19 protein-coding genes and 1 pseudogene are annotated in these 18,286 nt (G+C 72.9%); 15 read left to right on the top strand and 5 right to left on the bottom strand.

What is annotated here, in order from left to right:
• Positions 1-398 precede the first annotated feature (398 nt).
• Together ACZ4VL_RS38060 and ACZ4VL_RS38065 are read left to right on the top strand one after the other, a co-directional pair.
• On the top strand, positions 399-620 hold the full coding sequence (locus ACZ4VL_RS38060; protein WP_468209774.1) for a hypothetical protein: 222 nt from the start codon (positions 399-401) through the stop codon (positions 618-620).
• Positions 621-627: 7 nt separating this feature from the next.
• Positions 628-942, top strand: a complete 315-nt coding sequence (locus ACZ4VL_RS38065) for a hypothetical protein (RefSeq protein WP_468209777.1) — start codon at positions 628-630, stop codon at positions 940-942.
• 20 nt (positions 943-962) lie between these two features.
• Here the strand turns inward: ACZ4VL_RS38065 and ACZ4VL_RS38070 are convergent, their stop codons facing one another.
• A complete protein-coding gene (locus ACZ4VL_RS38070; RefSeq protein ID WP_468209780.1) occupies positions 963-1,952 on the bottom strand; it encodes a helix-turn-helix transcriptional regulator in 990 nt (329 codons plus the stop codon).
• Between the two features lie 170 nt (positions 1,953-2,122).
• Between ACZ4VL_RS38070 and ACZ4VL_RS38075 the strand changes: the two genes are divergently transcribed.
• Positions 2,123-2,377: a helix-turn-helix domain-containing protein gene (locus tag ACZ4VL_RS38075; RefSeq protein WP_468209783.1), complete on the top strand. Its 255-nt coding sequence runs from the start codon at positions 2,123-2,125 to the stop codon at positions 2,375-2,377.
• A 117-nt stretch (positions 2,378-2,494) separates the two neighbouring features.
• Here the strand turns inward: ACZ4VL_RS38075 and ACZ4VL_RS38080 are convergent, their stop codons facing one another.
• Together ACZ4VL_RS38080 and ACZ4VL_RS38085 are read right to left on the bottom strand one after the other, a co-directional pair.
• Positions 2,495-3,013, bottom strand: coding sequence for a hypothetical protein (locus ACZ4VL_RS38080; RefSeq protein WP_468209786.1), 519 nt, complete (start codon positions 3,011-3,013; stop codon positions 2,495-2,497).
• A gap of 88 nt (positions 3,014-3,101) precedes the next feature.
• Complete coding sequence (locus ACZ4VL_RS38085) at positions 3,102-4,856, bottom strand: ABC transporter ATP-binding protein (protein ID WP_468209788.1); 1,755 nt, start codon at positions 4,854-4,856, stop codon at positions 3,102-3,104.
• A gap of 282 nt (positions 4,857-5,138) precedes the next feature.
• Here ACZ4VL_RS38085 and lxmA (ACZ4VL_RS38090) point away from each other — a divergent pair, with 282 nt between their 5' ends.
• From lxmA (ACZ4VL_RS38090) to ACZ4VL_RS38145, 12 genes are all read left to right on the top strand, one after another.
• On the top strand, positions 5,139-5,354 hold the full coding sequence (gene lxmA, locus ACZ4VL_RS38090; protein WP_468209791.1) for a lexapeptide family class V lantibiotic: 216 nt from the start codon (positions 5,139-5,141) through the stop codon (positions 5,352-5,354).
• Between the two features lie 154 nt (positions 5,355-5,508).
• A complete protein-coding gene (lxmA, locus tag ACZ4VL_RS38095) occupies positions 5,509-5,724 on the top strand; it encodes a lexapeptide family class V lantibiotic (RefSeq protein ID WP_468209791.1) in 216 nt (71 codons plus the stop codon).
• 125 nt (positions 5,725-5,849) lie between these two features.
• Positions 5,850-6,440 carry a peptide terminal cysteine decarboxylase LxmD gene (lxmD, locus tag ACZ4VL_RS38100; RefSeq protein WP_468209794.1) on the top strand — a complete coding sequence of 197 codons (591 nt, stop codon included), beginning with the start codon at positions 5,850-5,852 and terminating at the stop codon, positions 6,438-6,440.
• Entirely contained in the window at positions 6,437-7,432 is a 996-nt protein-coding gene (locus tag ACZ4VL_RS38105) for a hypothetical protein (RefSeq protein WP_468209797.1), read from the top strand. The genes lxmD and ACZ4VL_RS38105 overlap by 4 nt, the downstream gene beginning before the upstream one ends.
• A complete protein-coding gene (lxmK, locus tag ACZ4VL_RS38110) occupies positions 7,429-8,580 on the top strand; it encodes a class V lanthionine synthetase subunit LxmK (RefSeq protein WP_468209800.1) in 1,152 nt (383 codons plus the stop codon). The genes ACZ4VL_RS38105 and lxmK overlap by 4 nt, the downstream gene beginning before the upstream one ends.
• The gene (locus ACZ4VL_RS38115; RefSeq protein ID WP_468209803.1) at positions 8,577-9,605 is read left to right on the top strand and encodes a T3SS effector HopA1 family protein; all 1,029 of its coding nucleotides are present in this window, start codon (positions 8,577-8,579) and stop codon (positions 9,603-9,605) included. The genes lxmK and ACZ4VL_RS38115 overlap by 4 nt, the downstream gene beginning before the upstream one ends.
• 1 nt (position 9,606) lies before the next feature.
• Positions 9,607-10,458, top strand: coding sequence for a class I SAM-dependent methyltransferase (locus ACZ4VL_RS38120; RefSeq protein ID WP_468209806.1), 852 nt, complete (start codon positions 9,607-9,609; stop codon positions 10,456-10,458).
• A complete protein-coding gene (locus ACZ4VL_RS38125; protein WP_468209809.1) occupies positions 10,455-11,756 on the top strand; it encodes a M16 family metallopeptidase in 1,302 nt (433 codons plus the stop codon). The genes ACZ4VL_RS38120 and ACZ4VL_RS38125 overlap by 4 nt, the downstream gene beginning before the upstream one ends.
• Entirely contained in the window at positions 11,753-13,150 is a 1,398-nt protein-coding gene (locus tag ACZ4VL_RS38130) for a M16 family metallopeptidase (RefSeq protein WP_468209812.1), read from the top strand. The genes ACZ4VL_RS38125 and ACZ4VL_RS38130 overlap by 4 nt, the downstream gene beginning before the upstream one ends.
• Positions 13,150-14,184 (top strand): F420-dependent peptide dehydroalanine reductase LxmJ, encoded by a 1,035-nt coding sequence (gene lxmJ, locus ACZ4VL_RS38135; RefSeq protein WP_468209815.1) that lies wholly within the window; start codon positions 13,150-13,152, stop codon positions 14,182-14,184. The genes ACZ4VL_RS38130 and lxmJ overlap by 1 nt, the downstream gene beginning before the upstream one ends.
• A gap of 111 nt (positions 14,185-14,295) precedes the next feature.
• Positions 14,296-15,096 carry an ABC transporter ATP-binding protein gene (locus ACZ4VL_RS38140; RefSeq protein WP_468209817.1) on the top strand — a complete coding sequence of 267 codons (801 nt, stop codon included), beginning with the start codon at positions 14,296-14,298 and terminating at the stop codon, positions 15,094-15,096.
• Entirely contained in the window at positions 15,089-15,865 is a 777-nt protein-coding gene (locus tag ACZ4VL_RS38145; protein ID WP_468209820.1) for an ABC transporter permease, read from the top strand. The genes ACZ4VL_RS38140 and ACZ4VL_RS38145 overlap by 8 nt, the downstream gene beginning before the upstream one ends.
• A gap of 124 nt (positions 15,866-15,989) precedes the next feature.
• Here ACZ4VL_RS38145 and ACZ4VL_RS38150 read toward each other — a convergent pair whose 3' ends face one another.
• The gene (locus ACZ4VL_RS38150; RefSeq protein ID WP_468209823.1) at positions 15,990-16,844 is read right to left on the bottom strand and encodes an immunity 49 family protein; all 855 of its coding nucleotides are present in this window, start codon (positions 16,842-16,844) and stop codon (positions 15,990-15,992) included.
• A gap of 11 nt (positions 16,845-16,855) precedes the next feature.
• A pseudogene (locus tag ACZ4VL_RS38155) lies at positions 16,856-18,286 on the bottom strand (hypothetical protein); the annotation flags it as partial.

The raw sequence follows: 18,286 nt of genomic DNA on the forward strand, positions 1-18,286 counted from the left end.
AAGAATGGGGGGGAACACGAGGGGACCCCTCTAACCCGCAGCCTGGCTGGGGGGGCTTTCGGGGGAGGACATTTGGGGGGGGGGGGGGGGGGGCCCGCCCCCCCCCTCCCCCCCCCCACCGGGGGACGCCTCGCGCGCGAGCCCCTCATTCCGGGCGGGTGGCTTCGAAGGGGGGCGGGGAAAGCTGCAACGAGCCGGGGCCGTGTCACTTCGGGGACGGTGGCGTCGGGCAGATCCTCCTGGCGGAGTCCTTCCGGGGGGCTTTGGCACGAAGTTCATGCCCTCGGTGCAACAAGCTGACACCGATCTCCGGGTTCGGGGCCGTGTCCCGCTGACAAGGTTGTTCTCACCGGCCAACCGCCGGGAAAACACCTGCTCTTCCACCCACGGAGACCACGATGAGCGTCAAGAAGATCAGCGTCGCGCTGGTGCCGACCACGGCCCTCCTCGTCATGCTGGGCCCGGCCGAGGCTTTCGCGGCGACCCCGCAGGCGGCCGCGCCGGAGAAGACGTGCTCGATGTCCCGCGCCCTCCCGCTGTCCGACCTCCTGCCGCAGTCCCTGCACCGACTGGCCGCGAAGGCCATGCCGAAGCCGGCCTGCGTCAACGGCTGGCAGTGAGGGCCCGATGAGGGACCGGCAACTGTACGAGGTCGCCCTGGTCAGGGCCGGTCCCGAGGCCGCCGCGGCCGAAACGAGCGTCATACGGCTCGTGGGACTGCTGCCCGCGCATTGGACGTGCACACACCAACTGGATGCCGACCGGATCACGCTGCTGGTACGGGTCCACCGGGCGGGGGGCACGGGGTCCGGCGAGGGGGAGGCGGACCGCGGCGGGGACCGGGCCGCGGATACGGCTGCGGATGCGGATGCGGTTCGGGAATGGCTGGCCCGGGCGCTCGGGGACAACTCGCTCCGCGGGTGGCGCGCGACAGGGCCGTAGCGCCCGGGCTCTGCCTGCTGCTAGATCCAGCCCCGCTCCCGCGCGAGGAGCGCGGCGTGCGGGCGGCTGCTGGCGCCGAGGATGCGCAGGACGTCGGCGACGTGACGGCGGTAGGTACGGACGGAGATGTCGAGGTTCCGGGCGCCCGTCTCGTCCTTGCCCACGCGGCACAGCTCTTCGAGGACCCGGAGCTCGATCTCCGAGAGCACCTCGACGGAGTCGGATCCGTCGCCGGTCAGGACGGCCAGGTCCACGGCCTGGTCCCAGATCTTCTCGAAGAGGGCCAGGATGTTGGACACCAGACCGGCCTGCTGGGTGACCAGTGCGCCGCGTGAGGTGTCCGTCGGGTCCACCGGCACCAGGGCGGTCTTCCGGTCGTAGACGAGGATCCGCTCGGAGAAGCTTTCGGCGACCCTGATCGACGCGCCCTGCGCGGTGAGTTCGCGCAGGTAGGCGACGGTCGGCGGGTGGTCCAGGGCCTCCTTGCAGACCACGCTGCAGATGCGGACGCCCCGGCGCAGGCACCGGGTGTCGAGGGGACGGGCGTGGGCGATGTTGTCGGGGGTGAGCGCGGAATACGGCTCCACCGACAGGATCTCCGCGCGGGCGAAGAAGGCCAGGTCGTCGATTCGGTCGCGGATCTGGGACAGGACTTCCAGCCGCTCCACGCCTTGCGGGGCGAGGGATCTGGCGCCCTGCTCGGCCTTCAGGTCGGCCACCAGGTGGCGGGACTGGGTGACCTGCTGGAGCTGTTCGTGCAGGACCCGCAGCCGCAGGTCGGTGAGTCGGCCCACGGCCGTCTCCGGATCGGCGGCGAAGACGGCCGCCTGGTCGCCCTGGAGCAGGCCGAGTCGGAACAGCTTTTCCTGGGCCGCGTCGGCTTCTTCCCTGGGTGCGTGGAGGAGGACGTGGAGGTCCTCGCCCGATGTTCCCGGGTTCCGCAGGAAGTGGCGGTACGTCCGCTCCTCCGTGGCTGTGAGTCCGAATATGAGCAGGCTGGCGCCGTGCACTTTGCCCCCGTTGGCCGTGCGATCGATCACTGCCGGGCATGAGTCAGACACCGGGCAGTCTTACGTAACGGTAATGCAGGGTAACGGACAGGTAAAAAATAGAGTCCGACATAGCGGTCGGAAGTGACAGGAATCACCAACCTTCAACGGGGGAAGCTACTTTGAAGTCATTGGCCGGGAACCACCCACTGGATTTCTCCTCCCTCACGGGCCGTGAGGTGGAAGTGCTCCTGCTGCTCGCGTCCGGGGAACAGAACCGCCGCCTCGCACGGCACCTCGGCATCGCGGAGCGCACGATCCGCGCGCACACCGCCAGCATCGTGCGCAAGCTCCAGCTGAAGTCGAGGTTCGAGGCCGCGATCGTCGCCCACCTCTACGCCGACGACATCAAGGACCTGGAGACGGCACAGCGCAGCGCCGCCTGACCGGCGCCCGGGCACACCGCTCCAATACCGCAACGGCCGGTCCCACCCAGGGGACCGGCCGTTGCGGTATTGGAGCCACGCGGTGTGGACGCCGGCGAACGCCGACCCCCGCGACCGCTACGGCAGCGCGCTGCTCACGCCGTCCACGATCATCATCCACATGGGCTGGCCGCCGGTTCCGAAGGCCGACGCCAGCGCGTAGCCGATCGACGCGTCCAGCGGCCGGACCTCGACGCCCTCCCGCCACTCCGCGAGGACCAGTTCGTCGCCGTCGGAGGAGAAGTCACCGATGTGCACGCCGTCGCGGGTCAGCCGGCTGCTGGGGATCGAGTCCGGGACCAGGCGGTAGTCCACGCCCTCGAACTCCACGTCCACCCGGAACGAACGCCTGCTCAGGCTGGCCTTGGCCGGCTTCAGTTCCGCTTCCCGGCCGTCGATCCGCAGCGTGAGGAAGGCGGGGTCGCGAGTGCCGATGGCGATCTGCGCGTCCGCTTCCGACTCGGGGTCCCGCTCCAGGACCACACGGGGGATCCCCTCACCGTCGACCTCAAGGCGGTCCTGGCCGTCCTGGTGGACGGTGATCCCGCCGAAACGGGTGTCCTCGATGGGGGTCGGGGTCCGGTCTGAATCGTTCATGCTCAGGTCCTTCGGTGCGGGTGGGACGGTGGTTCGTCGCGGGTGGTCCGGCGGCCGGACGGACGTTCCTGCCCGGCCGCCGGGCCACTCAGCGGGCGGAGACCAGCTGGGTCGCGGCCAGTTCGCGGTAGATGTCGTTGCGCTCCAGCAGTTCCTCGTGCGGGCCGTGGTCGCCGACCCGGCCGTCGTCGAAGAGGATCAGCCGGTCGGCGGTGGTCACCGTGGACAGCCGGTGCGCGATCAGCAGGACCGTGCAGTTCTCGGCGGCCTGCTCGACCGTCTTGCGCAGGGCGATCTCGCTGAGTCCGTCGAGATGGGCCGTGACCTCGTCCAGCAGCAACACCTGCGGCTCGCGGAGCAGCGCCCGTGCGATCGCGAGGCGCTGGCGCTCGCCGCCGGAGAGGGCGAGGCCGCGGGAGCCCACCTCGGTGTCGAGCCCGTCCGGGAGCCCCGCGACGAACTCGTCGAGCAGGGTCTTGCGGAGCACCTCGGCGACCGCCTCGTCGGTGGCGTCGGGGGCCGAGTAGAGGAGGTTCTCGCGCAGGGTTCCCGCGAGCATCGGGGAGTCCTGTTCGACGTAGGCGATGCGGCGCCGCAGGTCGGCCCGGCTCAGGGAGCGGATGTCCGTCCCGTCGAGGCGGATGCTGCCGGCGTCCGTCTCGTAGAAGCGCTGGATCAGAGAGAACACCGTGGTCTTTCCCGATCCGGAGGAACCGACGATCGCGGTGACCGCGCCGGCGGGCGCGGTGAAACTGGTCCCCTTCAGGGTAGGCGTACGGCCCTCGTAGGCGAACTCCAGCCCCTCCACGACCACTTCCGGCGGCGGCCCGGAGGGCTTGGCCGGCGTCAGGTCCACGTCGTCCTCGGCCTCCATCTCCCGGACCTCCTCGATCCGGGCGAGGGCGCCGAGGCCCTGCTGGAGGGCCGTGGTCCCGGAGATCAGGGACAGGATGGGCCCGCCCAGGTTGAACAGGTAGAGCAGGAAGCCGATCAGCGCGGCGAGGTCCAGCGCGCCGGTGGCGACGAGCGCACCGCCGAAGCCGATGACGGCGAGGAACGACGCCTGGACGACCAGCCCCGCGAGCACCGCGATCAACGCCTGGTACCGGGCCCCCGCCAGTCCGGCGCGGTACGCCTGCTCGGCGGCGGCGTCGGCACGCCCGGTCTCCTTGGCCTCGCCGCCGTTCGCCTTCACCGTACGGGCGGCTCCCAGCGCGCGGTCCAGGGCTGCGCCGATCGCGCCGACGGACTCCTGGGCCTCGGTGGTGATCCGGCGGATGCGCGGCATGACCAAGCCCATGGCCACACCGACGACCAGCAGGACCACCGAGGTGATGCCGAGAAGGGGCAGGCTCATGACGCCCATCAGCACGATCGTCGCCAGCAGGTGGATCGAGCCGTCGACGATCTGGATGAGCCCGCCGGTGGCGGCGTGCTGCACCAGGGTGCTGTCGGAGGTCACCCGGGTGGTCAGACCGCCCGGTTCGACGCGGTCCAGCTCGCTGGTGCGCAGCCGGATCAGGCGGGCGATGAGGCCGCGCCGGACCTGGAGGACCACGCGCTCCGCGGTGCGCTCGCTCAGCCAGGCCTGCCCCCACGTGAGTGCGATGGACAGGACCAACAGGCCGACCAGCAGAAGGATTTCGTCGCGCAGGCCTGCGCCGGTCATCAGATGGCCCAGGACCGTCTGGATGACCATCGGCTGGGCGAGGCCGGCGGCGCTGGCGAGCAGGGTCAGCAGCAGCACCACCGATAGAACACCGCGGTGCGGCCGCGCGTACGAGAGCAGCGCGCGCAGCGCGGGCCGCTCGGCCTTGGGCTGTTCTGCGTCAGATGTGTTCACACCGTATTTCTAATGCCCCCCACACACGGGCGGAATTGTCTCTTGCGGCAATGCCGGAACGGCCGCGAAATGCCCGGTGCGACGCCCGGCAAACAGGGGGCGGGAATACGGCCCGCGATCGAACCGACATTGCCGGAAGTGGAGTTGCTGGAAGGGTCAATGCCGCAAGTGGCAATGGTGCGGGACCGGCGCGGCGGGTCAATATCGATCCGTCCCCAGCGGACACCGGCCGCCACACCGGCGGATCCGGACTTCCATCTGTGCAATCCGAGGAGATTTCACGTGCAGAACGTCACCGAGAAGGACCTGTTCGACGGCTACACCGCCTACACCTCCGCCGAGGAGCTGGGCCTGCACGACGGCGCCACCGCCGGCCCGGCCTTCAGCCCCACCGTGCCGTGGGCGATCCAGGCCGGCATCATCAGCGCCCGCTCCTCGCAGGCCTGCGCCGCCGCCCTCGGCTCGCTCGCCGCGAAGACCGTCGAGAAGAAGTGCTGATCACAGCACCTCGGTAGGACCCGCGTCGCGGCCACGCACCACTGCAGCAGCGCGGCAGTGCTGTCCAGCGGTTACCGCGGTGCCGGGGCACCACCCCGCCGTCCGGTCGGTCGGCCGGTCGGAACCATCCGCAACACGAAAGAGGAACCACACCATGCAGAACGTCACCGAGAAGGACCTGTTCGACGGCTACACCGCCTACACCTCCGCCGAGGAGCTGGGCCTGCACGACGGCGCCACCGCCGGCCCGGCCTTCAGCCCCACCGTGCCGTGGGCGATCCAGGCCGGCATCATCAGCGCCCGCTCCTCGCAGGCCTGCGCCGCCGCCCTCGGCTCGCTCGCCGCGAAGACCGTCGAGAAGAAGTGCTGATCACAGCGTGACATCGGGGATCGGCCGGCTCGCCGCGGCGTACACCGCCCGCGGCGCGGCCGGCCGGCCCCGGCGCGGCGCGACCTCCGCGTCCGCGCCCCCGTAGAACCCCGAGAGGAGGAGACATGGACGTTCCGGACACCGGGGTGCGGCGTGTGCTCGTCGTGGGAACCGGCGCCCTCGGGGTGGCCTTTCTCCCCTTCTGGATCAACTGGCTGAAGAACGCGCACCCGGAGACCGAGGTCCGCGTCGCGCTGACCCGCTCGGCGCTGCGGTTCGTGTCCGCCGACGCGATCGCCGTGCTGTCCGGCAAGGAGGTCTTCATCGACGACTGGAGCAGGTTCTCCGGAGTCGACGTACCCCATGTCGAACTGGCCCGCTGGGCGGACCTTGTCCTGGTGCACCCGGCCACCTTGCACTTCGTGGGCCGCTACGCCCTCGGCATCACCGACACCCCCCTGCTGCTCGCCCTCCAGTCCACCGGCGCCCTCGTGGGCGTCGCCCCGTCCCTGCCGCCCGCCGCGCACAAGAGCCCTGTCGTACAGGGCCACTTGGACGTGCTACGCAACCGGCCCGGTGTGGTCCTCGCGCCGACGATCCCCGCGGTCAGCGCCAGTACGGGGGAGTTGGAGGACGGCGGCTCCGCACCGTTCAACGAGCTGTACGACCTCTGCGTCGCCCGGTCCCGTGCCGACGTGAAGGGGCCCACGCCGTGACGGCCGTGACGGCCCTGACGACCGCGACCGACCCCGCGTCGCCGGCGCTCCCGGAGCCGTCCGGCCCCGACGTGGTCGCGGAGTACGGGACGGAGCTCCAGACCACCCGGGTGCTCCGCGCGCCCGACGGCTTCCTGTGGTGGCAGGGGCCCGGCGCGCAGGTACGGGGGCCGCTCCTCGCCCACGCGGCGCACCTGGTCCCCCGACTGCCCGACGACACCGGCGCGGCACTGCTGACCGTCCCCGAGCGGGCCGGCGCGGGGCTGCTGCACCGGGTCGGCGGATCGGCCTCCGCCGCGGCCTGGCTACGGGACTTCCGCCCCGAGGCCCGGGCGCTCGTGGCGCACTCCCTGGTTTCGGCGGCCCGGGCCCTGCGTGCGCTGCACGCCGTACCGGCTCCCCCGCCCGGGGAGCTGCGGCTCGGCGCCCCGCCGGGACTGGGCCGGCTGCGGGACTGGGCCCGCGGCAGCAGTGAACTGCGGGAACGCGCCCTGGCCTGCTGGGGCGCGGAGCGGATGGAGCGGCTGCTCGGCTGGGCCGACGACCTCGCCCCGAATCCCGTACCGGACCCCGTTCCGGATCCCACGGCCGGCGCCGCACCGGCCGGTCGGTCGCTGGTCCACGGCTGGGCCTCGCTCGGCGCGCTGGTCCCGCCCCTGAGCCGGGGCCGGGTGGCGCTGCTGACCGGCGAGGACCTGGCCGTCGGACGGCCCGAGCTGGACCTGGGGTGGCTGCTCGGCGAGCTCGTGGAGCTGGCCTGGACCACCCCGCACCAGAAGCCCGCCGACCTCCAGCGGCTGCTGCTGGACGCCTACGGGCCCGGCCCCGACCCCGTGCTCGTCGGACGGTCCGCCGTCCTGCGGGTCGTCACACACATGCAGGACTTCGCGACCTACCGGGGGTGGGACGACGAACTCCTGGGCTACATCGCCTTTACCGCCGAGTTGATCGACGAGGAGGGCCGCAGAGCGGTCCCCCAGGGAGTGTCATGACTACAGCGACCCCGACCGAGCAGCAGCCCGCGCTGCTGCGGTACCAGCCCACCGAGCTGGACACCGTTCCCCAGGTGGCCGAACTGCTGGGCCGGCTGGGCCTCGGCAGCTTCGTCCCGGACGGGCTCACCGCCTTCGGCGGGCGCAACGACAACTGGGCCGGTACGACGACCAGCGGCGACCAGGTCTTCGTGAAGACGGTCGCCCGCGCTCCCGACGGCAGCAGCCCCGAACTCGACCGCACCCTCGCCTACGAGGCCCTCTCCCGCCGGCTGCCCGCGGACTCCCCGCTCCGCTCCCCCGCCCACCTCGGCGCCCACGAGGGCGCCGCCCTCAACGCCTACCGCCTGCTGTCCGGCGCCCGTTCCGGTTCGGAGATCGCCGTGGACGGCGGTTTCGACGAGGAGATGTGCTGCGAGGCCGGACGCGCCGTCGCCACCCTGCACGCGCTGGACGCGGACGGTGCGGGCGTCGACACCGGCGAGGCGCCTCTGCCCCCGCTGGCCTGGCTGAAGGCCCTCCCTTGGAGCGCGCTCCACGACCGCAGCATGGCGCAGATCGCCGCCTGGAAGCTGGTCCAGGACGACGCCGAGGTCGTCGCCGCGCTGCACCTGCTGCGCGAGCGGGAGCAGGCCGCGCCGCGCACCCCCGCCCACTGCGACCTGCGCTTCGACCAGTTCATCCAGCACGAGGGCACGCTGTACCTCTGCGACTGGGAGGAGTTCCGGATCGCCGACCCTGCGCGCGACGTCGGCGCGTTCATCGGCGAGTGGCTCTTCCAGGCCACCTACTCCGTCTTCGCCCCGACCGGCGACCGGGTCGCGGGAGCCCCCGCCCTCGGCTTCGACCTCACCCACGAGGAGATCGTCGAGCGCGGCTCGGCCAGCCTGCGCCGCCACACCCCGCGCATCGCCGCCTTCTGGCAGGGCTACCTCGAACGCCGGGTCCCCGATGCCGAGCTGGCCGAGCGGGCCGTCGCCTTCGCCGGCTGGCACATGTACGACCGGCTGATCGCCACGGCCCAGGCCCACGCCGTCCTCAGCCCCGTCGCCCGAGCGGCGGCCGGCATCGGACGGGTCCTGCTGCTCAACCCGTCCGGAGCCGTCGCCACGCTGCGGCTCGAAGCCCCTTCCGGGAGCTCCCGATGACCCCCACCGCCACGCACGTCCTCGCCCCGCGGCTGACCGCCGCCCTCGACCTGGTCTCCGTACGGGCCGACGGTCTCCAGGCCACCCTCGACGGGCGCGAGTTCACCGCCGAGAGCCCCCGCGACCTGCGCGGGCGCCTGTCCAACGCGCTGTACGAGGAGTTCCACGCGGGCAACGGCGAGCACCGCCGGGAGCCCGGCGGAGCTCCCCGGCGCAGCCTGCGCGACGCGAGCCTGGAGGAGCGGCTGGCGGCCGGTGTCCCGCACGCCTGGACCCCGACCCGGGCCCGGCTGGTCGAGGTGTTGGAGCGGGAGGACGGCGACCAGCTCGTCGTACGTCTGCCGGACATCACCGCCCGAGTGCCCGCCGACCGGCTCATCGGGACCGGGGACGGGAACGTGAGGGGGAACGCGCCGCAGCCCGGGGACATCGTGGAACTGGCCCTGGAGGCCGCCCGGCCCGCCCTGTCGCCCGGCTTCTTCTACGTGATGGGCTCGCGCGCCCTGCCCCGCCCGGCCGGACCCATCCGGCGGCTCTTCGTGCACGCCCTGGACGGAAACGCGGCGGCCGGCCTGTGGGCGGCCGCGCTGACCGCCCTGGAGGAGGCGGGCGCGCTGTACCACGCGAAGGCGCTGTCCGACCCGGACGACTTCCCTCGCCGCGACGGCATCGTCGTCTACCTGCACGGCGACCACGAGCCGGGCGAGCGGGCCGTGGTCGAGGCGGTCCGGGACCTGCCCGGACGGGGCGCGGGCACGTCGCTGTTCACCGAACGCCTCGCGCCGGGCGTGGCGGCCGCGTGGGACCCCCGTGACCCGCGGCCGGGCCAGGGCGGCATGAGCTTCGGGCAGCACCGCAGCTTCGCGCTGGCCACGGCGCTGGTCGACCACGCCGTGGCAGCGGGAGGCCGGCCTGACGGCTCCCCGGAGGGGTCCCTGGAGGAGCACGTGGCGCGGGAATTCCGTGCGGCGGGAATCGACCCGCTGAACCCCCAGAACAACATCTCCACGACGGAGGGGAACTGACATGAGCGAGACGACGACGGACGAGACGATGGCACACGAGACGACGGCGGACGGGACGACGGCGGACGGGACGACGGCGGACGAGGTCACCGCCCCGGCGGACGCGAGCGGGCTCGGCACGGCCATCACCACGGCCTACAGCGACGCCCTCGCCGACGTGTACGACGACATCTACCCCGGCACCTCCGAGATCGCCGAGTACCTGGTCACCCTCACCAAGCCCGGCGCGAGCGTCCTGGAGCTCGGCGTCGGCACCGGCCGCGTGGCCCTGCCCCTCGCCGACCACGGCTTCCGGGTCCACGGCGTGGAGACCTCCGCCGCCATGCTCGCCCGCCTCGCCGAGAAGGACCCCGAGGGCCGGATCACCCCGGTTCTAGGCGACCTCGTCCAGCTGGACCTGGAGCGGACCTTCGACGTGGTACTGGCCCCCTTCAACGTGCTGTGCTGCGCGATGACGGTCGACGAGCAGATCGCGATGATGCACGCGATCGCCCGGAACACGGCGCCGGACGGCCACGTGGTGATCGAGACCTTCGACCCGAGCGACCACCACGTCCAGCGCAAGGCCGACGTCACCACCCGCCCGGCCGGCACCCGCGGCGTGGTCATCGAGTCCCTGGAGGTGCTCCCCGCCTCCCAGAACATGCTGCTGAACAGCACGCTGTTCCTGGACGGCGCCGCCCCCACGTCCTCGTCCACGGTGATGCGCTACCTGTGGCCGAGCGAGCTGGACCTGCTGGCGGCGATCGCCCGCCTGGAGCTGGTCGGCCGGTACTCCGGCTGGCAGGAGCAGCCCTTCGACGGCGGTGACAGCCGCAAGATGTGCGTCTCCGTCTTCCGGCCGCTGGCATGAGCTCCCACGGCAGCCGGTTGCCGAACGGCCTCGGGCTGCGGGTGGAACCGCTGCCCGGCCACGGCGGCGGACTCGTCTCGGTCGCGCTGACGGTGGCGGCGGGCGGCGACGCGGACCCGGCGGGCCTGCACGGCATGGCCCACCTGGTCGAGCACCTGATGTTCCCGCGCGGGGCGTCCTCCGACGGCGTGGACGGGCACGTCGCCCGCGTCGAGGGCGCGGGCGGGGTCTGCAACGCCGAGACGCACCGCGACCACACCGTCTTCCACACCACCGTTCCGACCGGGATGCTCACCGAGGTCCTGGAGTGGGAGGCGCGGCGCCTGCTCACCTTCGCCCCCACGGAGTCCGTGCTGCGTACGGAGACCTCCGTGATCGCCGAGGAGATCCGCGGCGCGGCAGCCGCCGGCGGGGTCTGGGAGGCAGCCCTCGCGGCCCTCCACCCCGGCAGCCGGGACAGTTTCGGCACCGCCGGGGACCTGGCGGGGGCGACCACCGCCGATGTGGACGCCTTCTTCCGCCGCCACTACCGGCCGGGCGCCATGGTGCTCTCGGTGGTGGGGGACGTGGATCCGGACCGCGTGGCGGCCTCGGTGGAACCGCTCTTCGCCGGGCTCCCGGCCGACCCCTCCCCCGTCCCGGCCCCCGGACCGGCCCCTGGACCGGCCCCCGGCCCCGGCCGCGGCCCTTTCCCGGCGCGCACCGCCGCGCCGGCCACGATCCGGACGGCGCCGCTGCCCTCCCCCGTCAGCGGTGCCGTCCTGGGCCACCCCCTGCCCGACCCGGTGCTCGACCGGAGCGGCTACCTCGCCCGGGTCGTCCTGGCCGAGACCCTCGGCCGGAGCCGGCTGCCCCGCCTGCTCCGGCGCGACCCCAGGATCACCTCCGCCCGGGTCACCTGCGGCTACCACGGCCAGTGGCTCGGTTCCGCCGCACCCGACCTGCTCCTCGCACAGTTCGCGATCGCCCCCGGAGCCGGTCCCGGGGCGGCGGCCGACGGCTGGCGGGACGTCCTGTCCGAGCTGGCCGAACGCCCCTCCGACACGGCCGAGCACCGCCGCGCCGTCAACGCGCTGCTGCTGGCCTGCCACCGCCGGGCCGACTCCCTCACCGCCCGCAGCGTCTCCCTCGGCCGTACGGCACTGCTCTTCCCCGCCGCCCCGGGCCTGGACGCGCTCCCCGACGAGCTGGCCCGGGTGACCCCCGGCCAGGTGTCCGCCGCCGCCCGCGCCCTGCTGTCCGGCCCCTGCTCGATGACCGAACTGACCGCACCGGCCGAGATCGGAGAGAACCGGTGAACCGCGAAACCAGCGACACCACCCTCGGCAACGGCCTGCGCGTCGTGGTCGTCCACACCCCCGGCGCACCCCTGGCCGAGGTCCGCCTCGTGCTGCCGTACGCCCGTACCGCGCCGCACCTCGCCGAAGCGCAGGAGCTGCTCGCCGCCTGCCTCGGCACCGGCACCGCCGCCACCCCCACGACGGGCGCCCGCACCCGGCAGGACATCGCCGACCACGCCGCCGACCTCGGCGCCGAACTGAGCACCGTCGTCACCGCCGAGTCCCTCGTCATGGCGGCGAGCGTGCTGTCCGCCGGGCTCCCCGGCGTACTGGCGCTCCTCGCCGACCTGCTGCTGCACCCCGCGTACCGCGAGGCCGACCTCGCCCTCGCCCGGCGGCGCGCGGCCGCCCACCCCCGCACCCCGGGCCCCCGGCAGCGGCTGCGCCGGGCCCTGCTGGACCATGCCTTCGACGCGCACCCCCTGGTGGACGGTCCGGCCGCGCGGACCCCCGCGACGACCACCGAGGACCTGTACGCCCTGCACACGCGGGCGGTGGTGCCCGACGGCGCGGTGCTGCTGGTGACGACCGCCGACGGCCCCGACGCGGTGGGGGCCCGCGTCCGGGAACTGCTGGCGCCCTGGTCGGGCGGCCCGTCCGGGCTGGTCCTGCCGCCCTTCACCCGCCGCGCCCCGCGGCCCGGCCGTATCGCGCTCACCAAGCCGGCCGGGTCCCCCGGTTCCGGGCAGGCGCTCGTCCTGTGCGCCGCCCCCGCCGTGCCGGACGGCCACCCGGCCCACGTCCCCCTGCACCTGGCCCAGTTGGTCCTCGGCGGGTCCGCCTCCTCGCGGCTGGCCCGCCGGGTCCGCGACCGGCACGGGCTCGCGTACGCGGTCTCCGCCGACCTGCGGGGCAACCGGGCAGGCGACTGGCTGGAGATCGAGTGCGCCGGCGCCCCCGGCACGGCCGGCCGGATCGCCGAGGAGATCACGGACTGCCTGCGGGAACTCGCCGCGGACGGCCCCTCCCGCGAGGAGGTCGAGCGGGCCCGCGCCTACGCGAGCGGCTTCACCCGCTTCGCGCTCGCCACCCGGACCGAGGAGGCGAGCGCGCTGGCCGGCTTCGCGGCGGCCGGTCTGCCGCTGGACTGGCTGGAGACGTACCGGGACCGGCTCGCAGAGGTGACGCACCGCCAGGTCACCGAGGCGGCCGGGTTCTTCTTCGACCCGGCCCGCGCCACCGTCGCCACCTTCGACGACGCAGCCCCGAACGCACGCGCCACCGCGCACCCGACCGCGGGCGCCCGCCCGAGCACGCCGCAGGACGCGGCGGAACACCCCGCCCGACACGCGTCGGAACACGATCGCGGCCACGACCACGACCAGGAACAGGACCAGGAGAGCGACCGGTGATGGATCCAGTGAACGCGACGCACCCGGCCCCCCACCCCGACCCGCGCACCCCCGCGGTCCTCTACCCCCTCCAGCCCGACCACCCTGAACTCGTCGCCCCCTTCGCCTCCCTGGTCCAGCGCACCGGCGCCCGCAGGCTCTGGCTCTGCCAGTCCTTCAAGGCCGAGCCGCACCAGGTCCTGGCCCACCTCGCCGGCATGGGCCACAGCACGCCCGTCGGCACGTCCGTGACACTGCTGCCCCTGCGCCACCCCTACGAGGCCGCCCTCCAGGCCCGCTCCCTCGCCCTCGTCACCGGGCAGCCGGTCGTGGCCGGCTTCGGCATCGGCAACCCGGGCTTCGTCTCGGGGCTCACCGGCAGCCCGTACAAGAGCCCCCGCACCGCCGTCCGCGACTACCTCTCCTCCGTACGCGCCCTCCTCGACGGCGAGACCGTCGCGCACGACGGCCCGTACCACCAGATGCACGGGAGCCTCCTGCCCCTGGACCACGCCCCGGTCGAGGTCGGCGCCGGCGTGCTGCGCCCCGGCATGGCGCGCACCGCCGGCGAGGTCGCCGACGTGGCCATCACCTGGATGACGCCGCCGTCCTATGTCAAGGGGACACTGCGCCCGGCCCTCGACGAGGGCGCGCAGGGCCGCCCGGTCCGGCCGCGGATCGCCACCGCCGTGCACGTCGCACTCGCCCGGCCGGGCAGGGACCTCCGGCGCCTCGCGCTGGCGGCGGCCGGCTCGCACCTGGAGGTCCCGCACTACGCCGACATGCTGCGTCGGGCCGGCGTGTCCGTGGACCCGCACGATCCGGCCGGAACGGCCGACGCGCTGCTGCGCGGGCAGGTCGTCGTCACGGGCACCGCGCAGGAGATCGCCGAGGCCCTCGACGCCTACCGCCGGGCGGGGGTGGACGAGCTGATGCTCAACCCCTCGGGCGTACTGCTGACGGAGGGCGTCCACGCGGCCGTCGCCGACCTGGAGGAGATCCTCGCCGCCTGCGACAGCATCCTGCCGCGCCCCCGGCAGGATGCTGCTGCCTGAGGGCTGCCCGGCGACCTGCCCCAACTGCTTTGCTGAGTAACGCGGATTGGGCGTCCCGCTTCCGATCCGCTTCCGTTCCATCGTCCGACATCCCCGGCAGGAAGAAGATCCGTGAGCAGGGAACACCCGGACCGGACGGGCGGCGCCAGCGTCGCCCTGTCCGGCATCAGCAAGAGGTTCGGCGACCACCAGGCGCTCCAGGACGTCTCCTTCGAGCTGCGGCCGGGCAAGGTCACCGGCCTGCTCGGCCCCAACGGCGCGGGCAAGAGCACCCTGCTGCGGATCCTGCTGGGCCTGGCCCGCCCGGATGCCGGCACCGCGCACGTCCTGGGCTCGGAGCCCGGCACGGCCGCGCAGAGCTCCCGCCGGATCGGCGTCCTCATGGACTCCGTCGGCTTCCCGCCGCGCATGACCGTACGGCGGCAGCTGCAGATCTCCGCCGTCGCGCTCGGGCTGCCCGCCTCCCGTGTCGACGAGGTGCTCGCGCAGGTCGGGCTGGAGGGCAGTGCGACCGGACGGCGCATCGGCGCCTGCTCCACCGGCATGCGCCAGCGCCTCGCGCTGGCCGTGGCGCTGCTGCCGGACCCCGAACTCCTCATCCTGGACGAGCCGCTGAACGGCCTCGACCCGGACGGCATCCGCTGGATGCGCCGACTCGTCGAGCAGGCCGCCGCCGAGGGCCGGACCGTGCTCATGGCCAGCCACATGCTCTCCGAGGTCGAGCAGAGCGTCGACGACATCGTCGTGCTGCGCCGCTCGGTCCTGTTCACGGGCACCCTCCAGGACCTGGTCCGGCGGGGCAACGGCCGACTGGAGGACGCCTACTTCGACCTCGTCGAAGGCTCCGCCGCCGGATCCGCCACCGGGCGCCGCGATGGCTCCCCGTCCCCCATGGAGGCCTCTCGTGCGTAACCCCGACACCGACTCCGGCTCGTCCCCGATCACGATCAAGCACCAGATCGCGGCCGAGACCCTCCGGGCCCGTTCCGGCGCGGCCCTGCCCGGGCTCCTGCTGACGGCGCTGGCCTTCGGCGCCCTCGGCCAGCTCGGCACGGTCTACGCCGGCGCGGACCTCGCCGCGAACGCCGTGGAGGCCTCCCACCGGGTGGTGAACCTCGCCGCGTCCGCGACGCTGTTCGCCTCGCTCTTCGGCGCGCTGCTCGTCACGAGCGAGTTCAAGTCCGGCTCGATCGGCCGCAGCGTCCTGTACGCCCCGGGTCGAGGCGCCGTCGTCGGCGCGAAGCTGCTGGTCGCAGGGCTGGCGGGGCTGCTCTACGGAGTGGTCTCGGTGCTGTGCGCGCTGGCGGTCGGGGCGGCCGCCTTCGCATCGAAGGACGTCTCGCTGGTCCTGGACGGGCGCACCTGGCAGGTCGCGGCCGCCGTCGTCGGCGTCTGCACCCTGGCCGGGCCGTGGGGCGCCGCGATCGGCTTCGTCGTACGCAACCAGCTGATCGCGATGATCGGGCTGGTGATGTGGGGAACACTCGGCCAGCTGATGGTGCTGAGCCAGTTCCCGAAGGTGGGCCGCTTCCTCCCGGACGGGGCGCAGCTGGCCGTGCTCGGCGACAAGCTCACCCTCCCGGGCGCCCTCGACGCCCCGTACGGGCTGCTGCTCCTGGTCGCGTGGTGCGCGGCGCTGGCCCTGCTGGCGCAGCGCATGTTCACCCACCGCGACGTCTGAGCACCGCACCGCCCTGCGAACTGGCAGACGACGGCGCCCGGCAATCGGCGCGAAAGCCAACAAAACCCCAGGTCAACGACCTGGGGTTCGCTTCTTGGCCCTCCGGCGGCGGAGTTCCGGGGGATCAGGTCGGGAACTCGCCGCACCAGTTTCCGCTGAGCAGGGTCGCGGGCACGTACTCGGACTCGACTTCGATCTGGATGCCCGCTTCCCGGGCGAAGCAGGCCATGGCGAGCGGAGCGAGCGCCACGAGGCCCGAGACGCGGGTCGCGCGGCCCTCCACGTTCCAGTACTCCCCGTGCAGCTGAAGGGCGGCGGTGAAGGCGCGGTTGAAGCCCTCGTCGTCCCTGCGGACGATGCGGTGGAACATCTCCATCGGCGGGTAGAGCACCTTGCCCACCGCCTCCTGGTCGGTCCTGATGACCGCCGGGTCGCTGCCGTCGACCGCGGCCACCAGCTTCCGGCCGAGGTCGGGGCCTCCCAGCCAGTAGGTCTGGAGGGTGTCGATCCAGGCGTACTCGAACTCGTCGACGTACGCGCCGCTCTCCCGCAGCAGGGACAGCGACACGCGACAGAGCTCCGTGATCCTGTCCCGTTCCCGGCACACGACGGCCAGGTAGAAGGCAGTGAGCCAGGTGCCGGGCGTCACGTAGTTCCGCACGCCGGTGGCTGCGAGCGTGCGGTCCTTGTGCGCGATGCGGCACTGCACGTGGGTCTCGGTCGTGGTCGCGGCGGCGAACACCGCGGAGCCGGCCTGCATGGCCGTCACCCACGCGTCCCACGTGGGGTAGATCGATCCCCGCGGATCCATCAGGCAGTGGGCCTTGGCCAGCATGAGCGCGGTGTCCAGGGCTTCGCCCAGATCCGTGGAATCGGCCTCCAGACCGTCGATCAGCCTGTCCGCACTCCCCTGGAGAACGGCGAGGCCCGCCTCCGCATTGCCCGTGGGAAACGGGTGACGGGAGATGGTCGTGACCAATGCCTCACTCCTTAGAAGAGTTTGAAGTACTTGAGTACGGCGCCAGCATACTTACCGGTGTTTTCGTTGGCCTGGACGAGGACGTAGCGCAGGGTCTTGTCCTTGATGGCCTGCTCGAGCTCCGCGATGAGCTCCTCCTCGGTCGGATGAGCGGCGTCTCGACCGGCCGGCGCCCCCGAGTCACGAACGGTCGGTGATTCGAAGACACGGTCCTTCATGTCGGCCAGGATGGTGCGGACGTAATCGATGCTTCCCTGCTTCACCATGACCTTGCCGCTGGGATGGCCGTTGCTCTGACGCCATTCCAGTACGCCCTTGGGGCTCTTGGCCTCGACGATGACGAGGTTCCCGTCCTTGTCGCGCCACAGCTGGTCGAACCTCTTCGCGCCGTTCGCCGTATCCCTCAGAGTGAGCTCTGTTGCTCCTTCGAACTCCTTCAGCCGGAGCATGTGCGAACGCGCGGCCTCCTCGCCCAGTTCCTCGCCGAGCTTGCTGTTGTTCGAGACGTCCTTGCCGACCGTGTTGTTGTAATGCTCCTGTGCGTGAGCCAGCTCCCACGCGTTGTCGTAGCTCTTGTCCTTGCCGAAAGCCTCGTCCAACCTGTTGAGCTCCATGCCTGCGAAGCGCTTGGCGGCGACTCCGTCCAGGTGGGCGAGGTCATCGGTGGCCACCGTGCTCCGGCCTCTCTCCAAGGGAGTGAGATGGAAGCCGCCGGGGTGCGCGTGCGGGAGTGAGGACGCGGCGACCCAGCTGCCGCCGGACTGTTCGACCAGCTTCGGAAGGACCTGGCCGTCGACGATCTCCTCGGCGTTGTTGCGCTTGCCGAGACCCCACTTGTCGTAGTGTTCCGCGCGCCAGACGGGGTCGTTGTTGACCAGCCACACGTGTTCGCGGGTGATGGCCGCCATCTGCTCAGCGGTCCGATCCTTCGGCGGGACGTCGCGGGCAGCCTCGTACTCCGCGTGATGTGCGGCGCGGGTGGCGTCGTCAGGCGAAGCGGAGGATGCGGGCACGTGGCCGCCGCCGCTGCCCGTGCCACCGGGATTGCCGGTGCGGCCCGTGCCGGTGGGTATGTCGGTGCCGCCCGCGCCGGTGGAGGCGTCGCCATGGCCCGCGCCGCCGTGGCCCGCGCCGCCGGTGGAGGCGTCGCCGTGGCCCGCGCCGCCGGTGGACGGGGTGTCCGGGCGGGAGGCGCCGGTGGACGGGGTGTCCACGCTGTTGCGGGGCATGTTGTCCGGGGCGTGGCCGCCGGGGGTGGTGTCCGGGCGGGGGCCGCCGGTGTGGTCGCCGACGGGGCGGAGCGGGTCGGACATGTCGGAGCCGAGGCGGATGCCGTCGTCGCCGCGGCCGCCCACGCCGGCCAGGACGCGGTCGGGCGCCTTGACCGTGGCCGGGCTGTTCGTGTTCGGGTTGTCGGACTTCGGGGCGCCCGCACCATCGGG

This window comes from Streptomyces sp. NPDC029014 (assembly GCF_055564695.1).

What these genes read in the sequence shown, in the direction of transcription:
- ACZ4VL_RS38080 (WP_468209786.1), bottom strand. Translation starts at nt 3,013, where the DNA reads ATGAACGATTCAGACCGGACCCCGACCCCCATCGAGGACACCCGTTTC.
- ACZ4VL_RS38060 (WP_468209774.1), top strand. Translation starts at nt 399, where the DNA reads ATGAGCGTCAAGAAGATCAGCGTCGCGCTGGTGCCGACCACGGCCCTC.
- ACZ4VL_RS38125 (WP_468209809.1), top strand. Translation starts at nt 10,455, where the DNA reads ATGAGCTCCCACGGCAGCCGGTTGCCGAACGGCCTCGGGCTGCGGGTG.
- ACZ4VL_RS38065 (WP_468209777.1), top strand. Translation starts at nt 628, where the DNA reads ATGAGGGACCGGCAACTGTACGAGGTCGCCCTGGTCAGGGCCGGTCCC.
- lxmK (WP_468209800.1), top strand. Translation starts at nt 7,429, where the DNA reads ATGACTACAGCGACCCCGACCGAGCAGCAGCCCGCGCTGCTGCGGTAC.
- ACZ4VL_RS38115 (WP_468209803.1), top strand. Translation starts at nt 8,577, where the DNA reads ATGACCCCCACCGCCACGCACGTCCTCGCCCCGCGGCTGACCGCCGCC.
- lxmD (WP_468209794.1), top strand. Translation starts at nt 5,850, where the DNA reads ATGGACGTTCCGGACACCGGGGTGCGGCGTGTGCTCGTCGTGGGAACC.
- ACZ4VL_RS38120 (WP_468209806.1), top strand. Translation starts at nt 9,607, where the DNA reads ATGAGCGAGACGACGACGGACGAGACGATGGCACACGAGACGACGGCG.
- lxmA (WP_468209791.1), top strand. Translation starts at nt 5,509, where the DNA reads ATGCAGAACGTCACCGAGAAGGACCTGTTCGACGGCTACACCGCCTAC.
- lxmJ (WP_468209815.1), top strand. Translation starts at nt 13,150, where the DNA reads ATGGATCCAGTGAACGCGACGCACCCGGCCCCCCACCCCGACCCGCGC.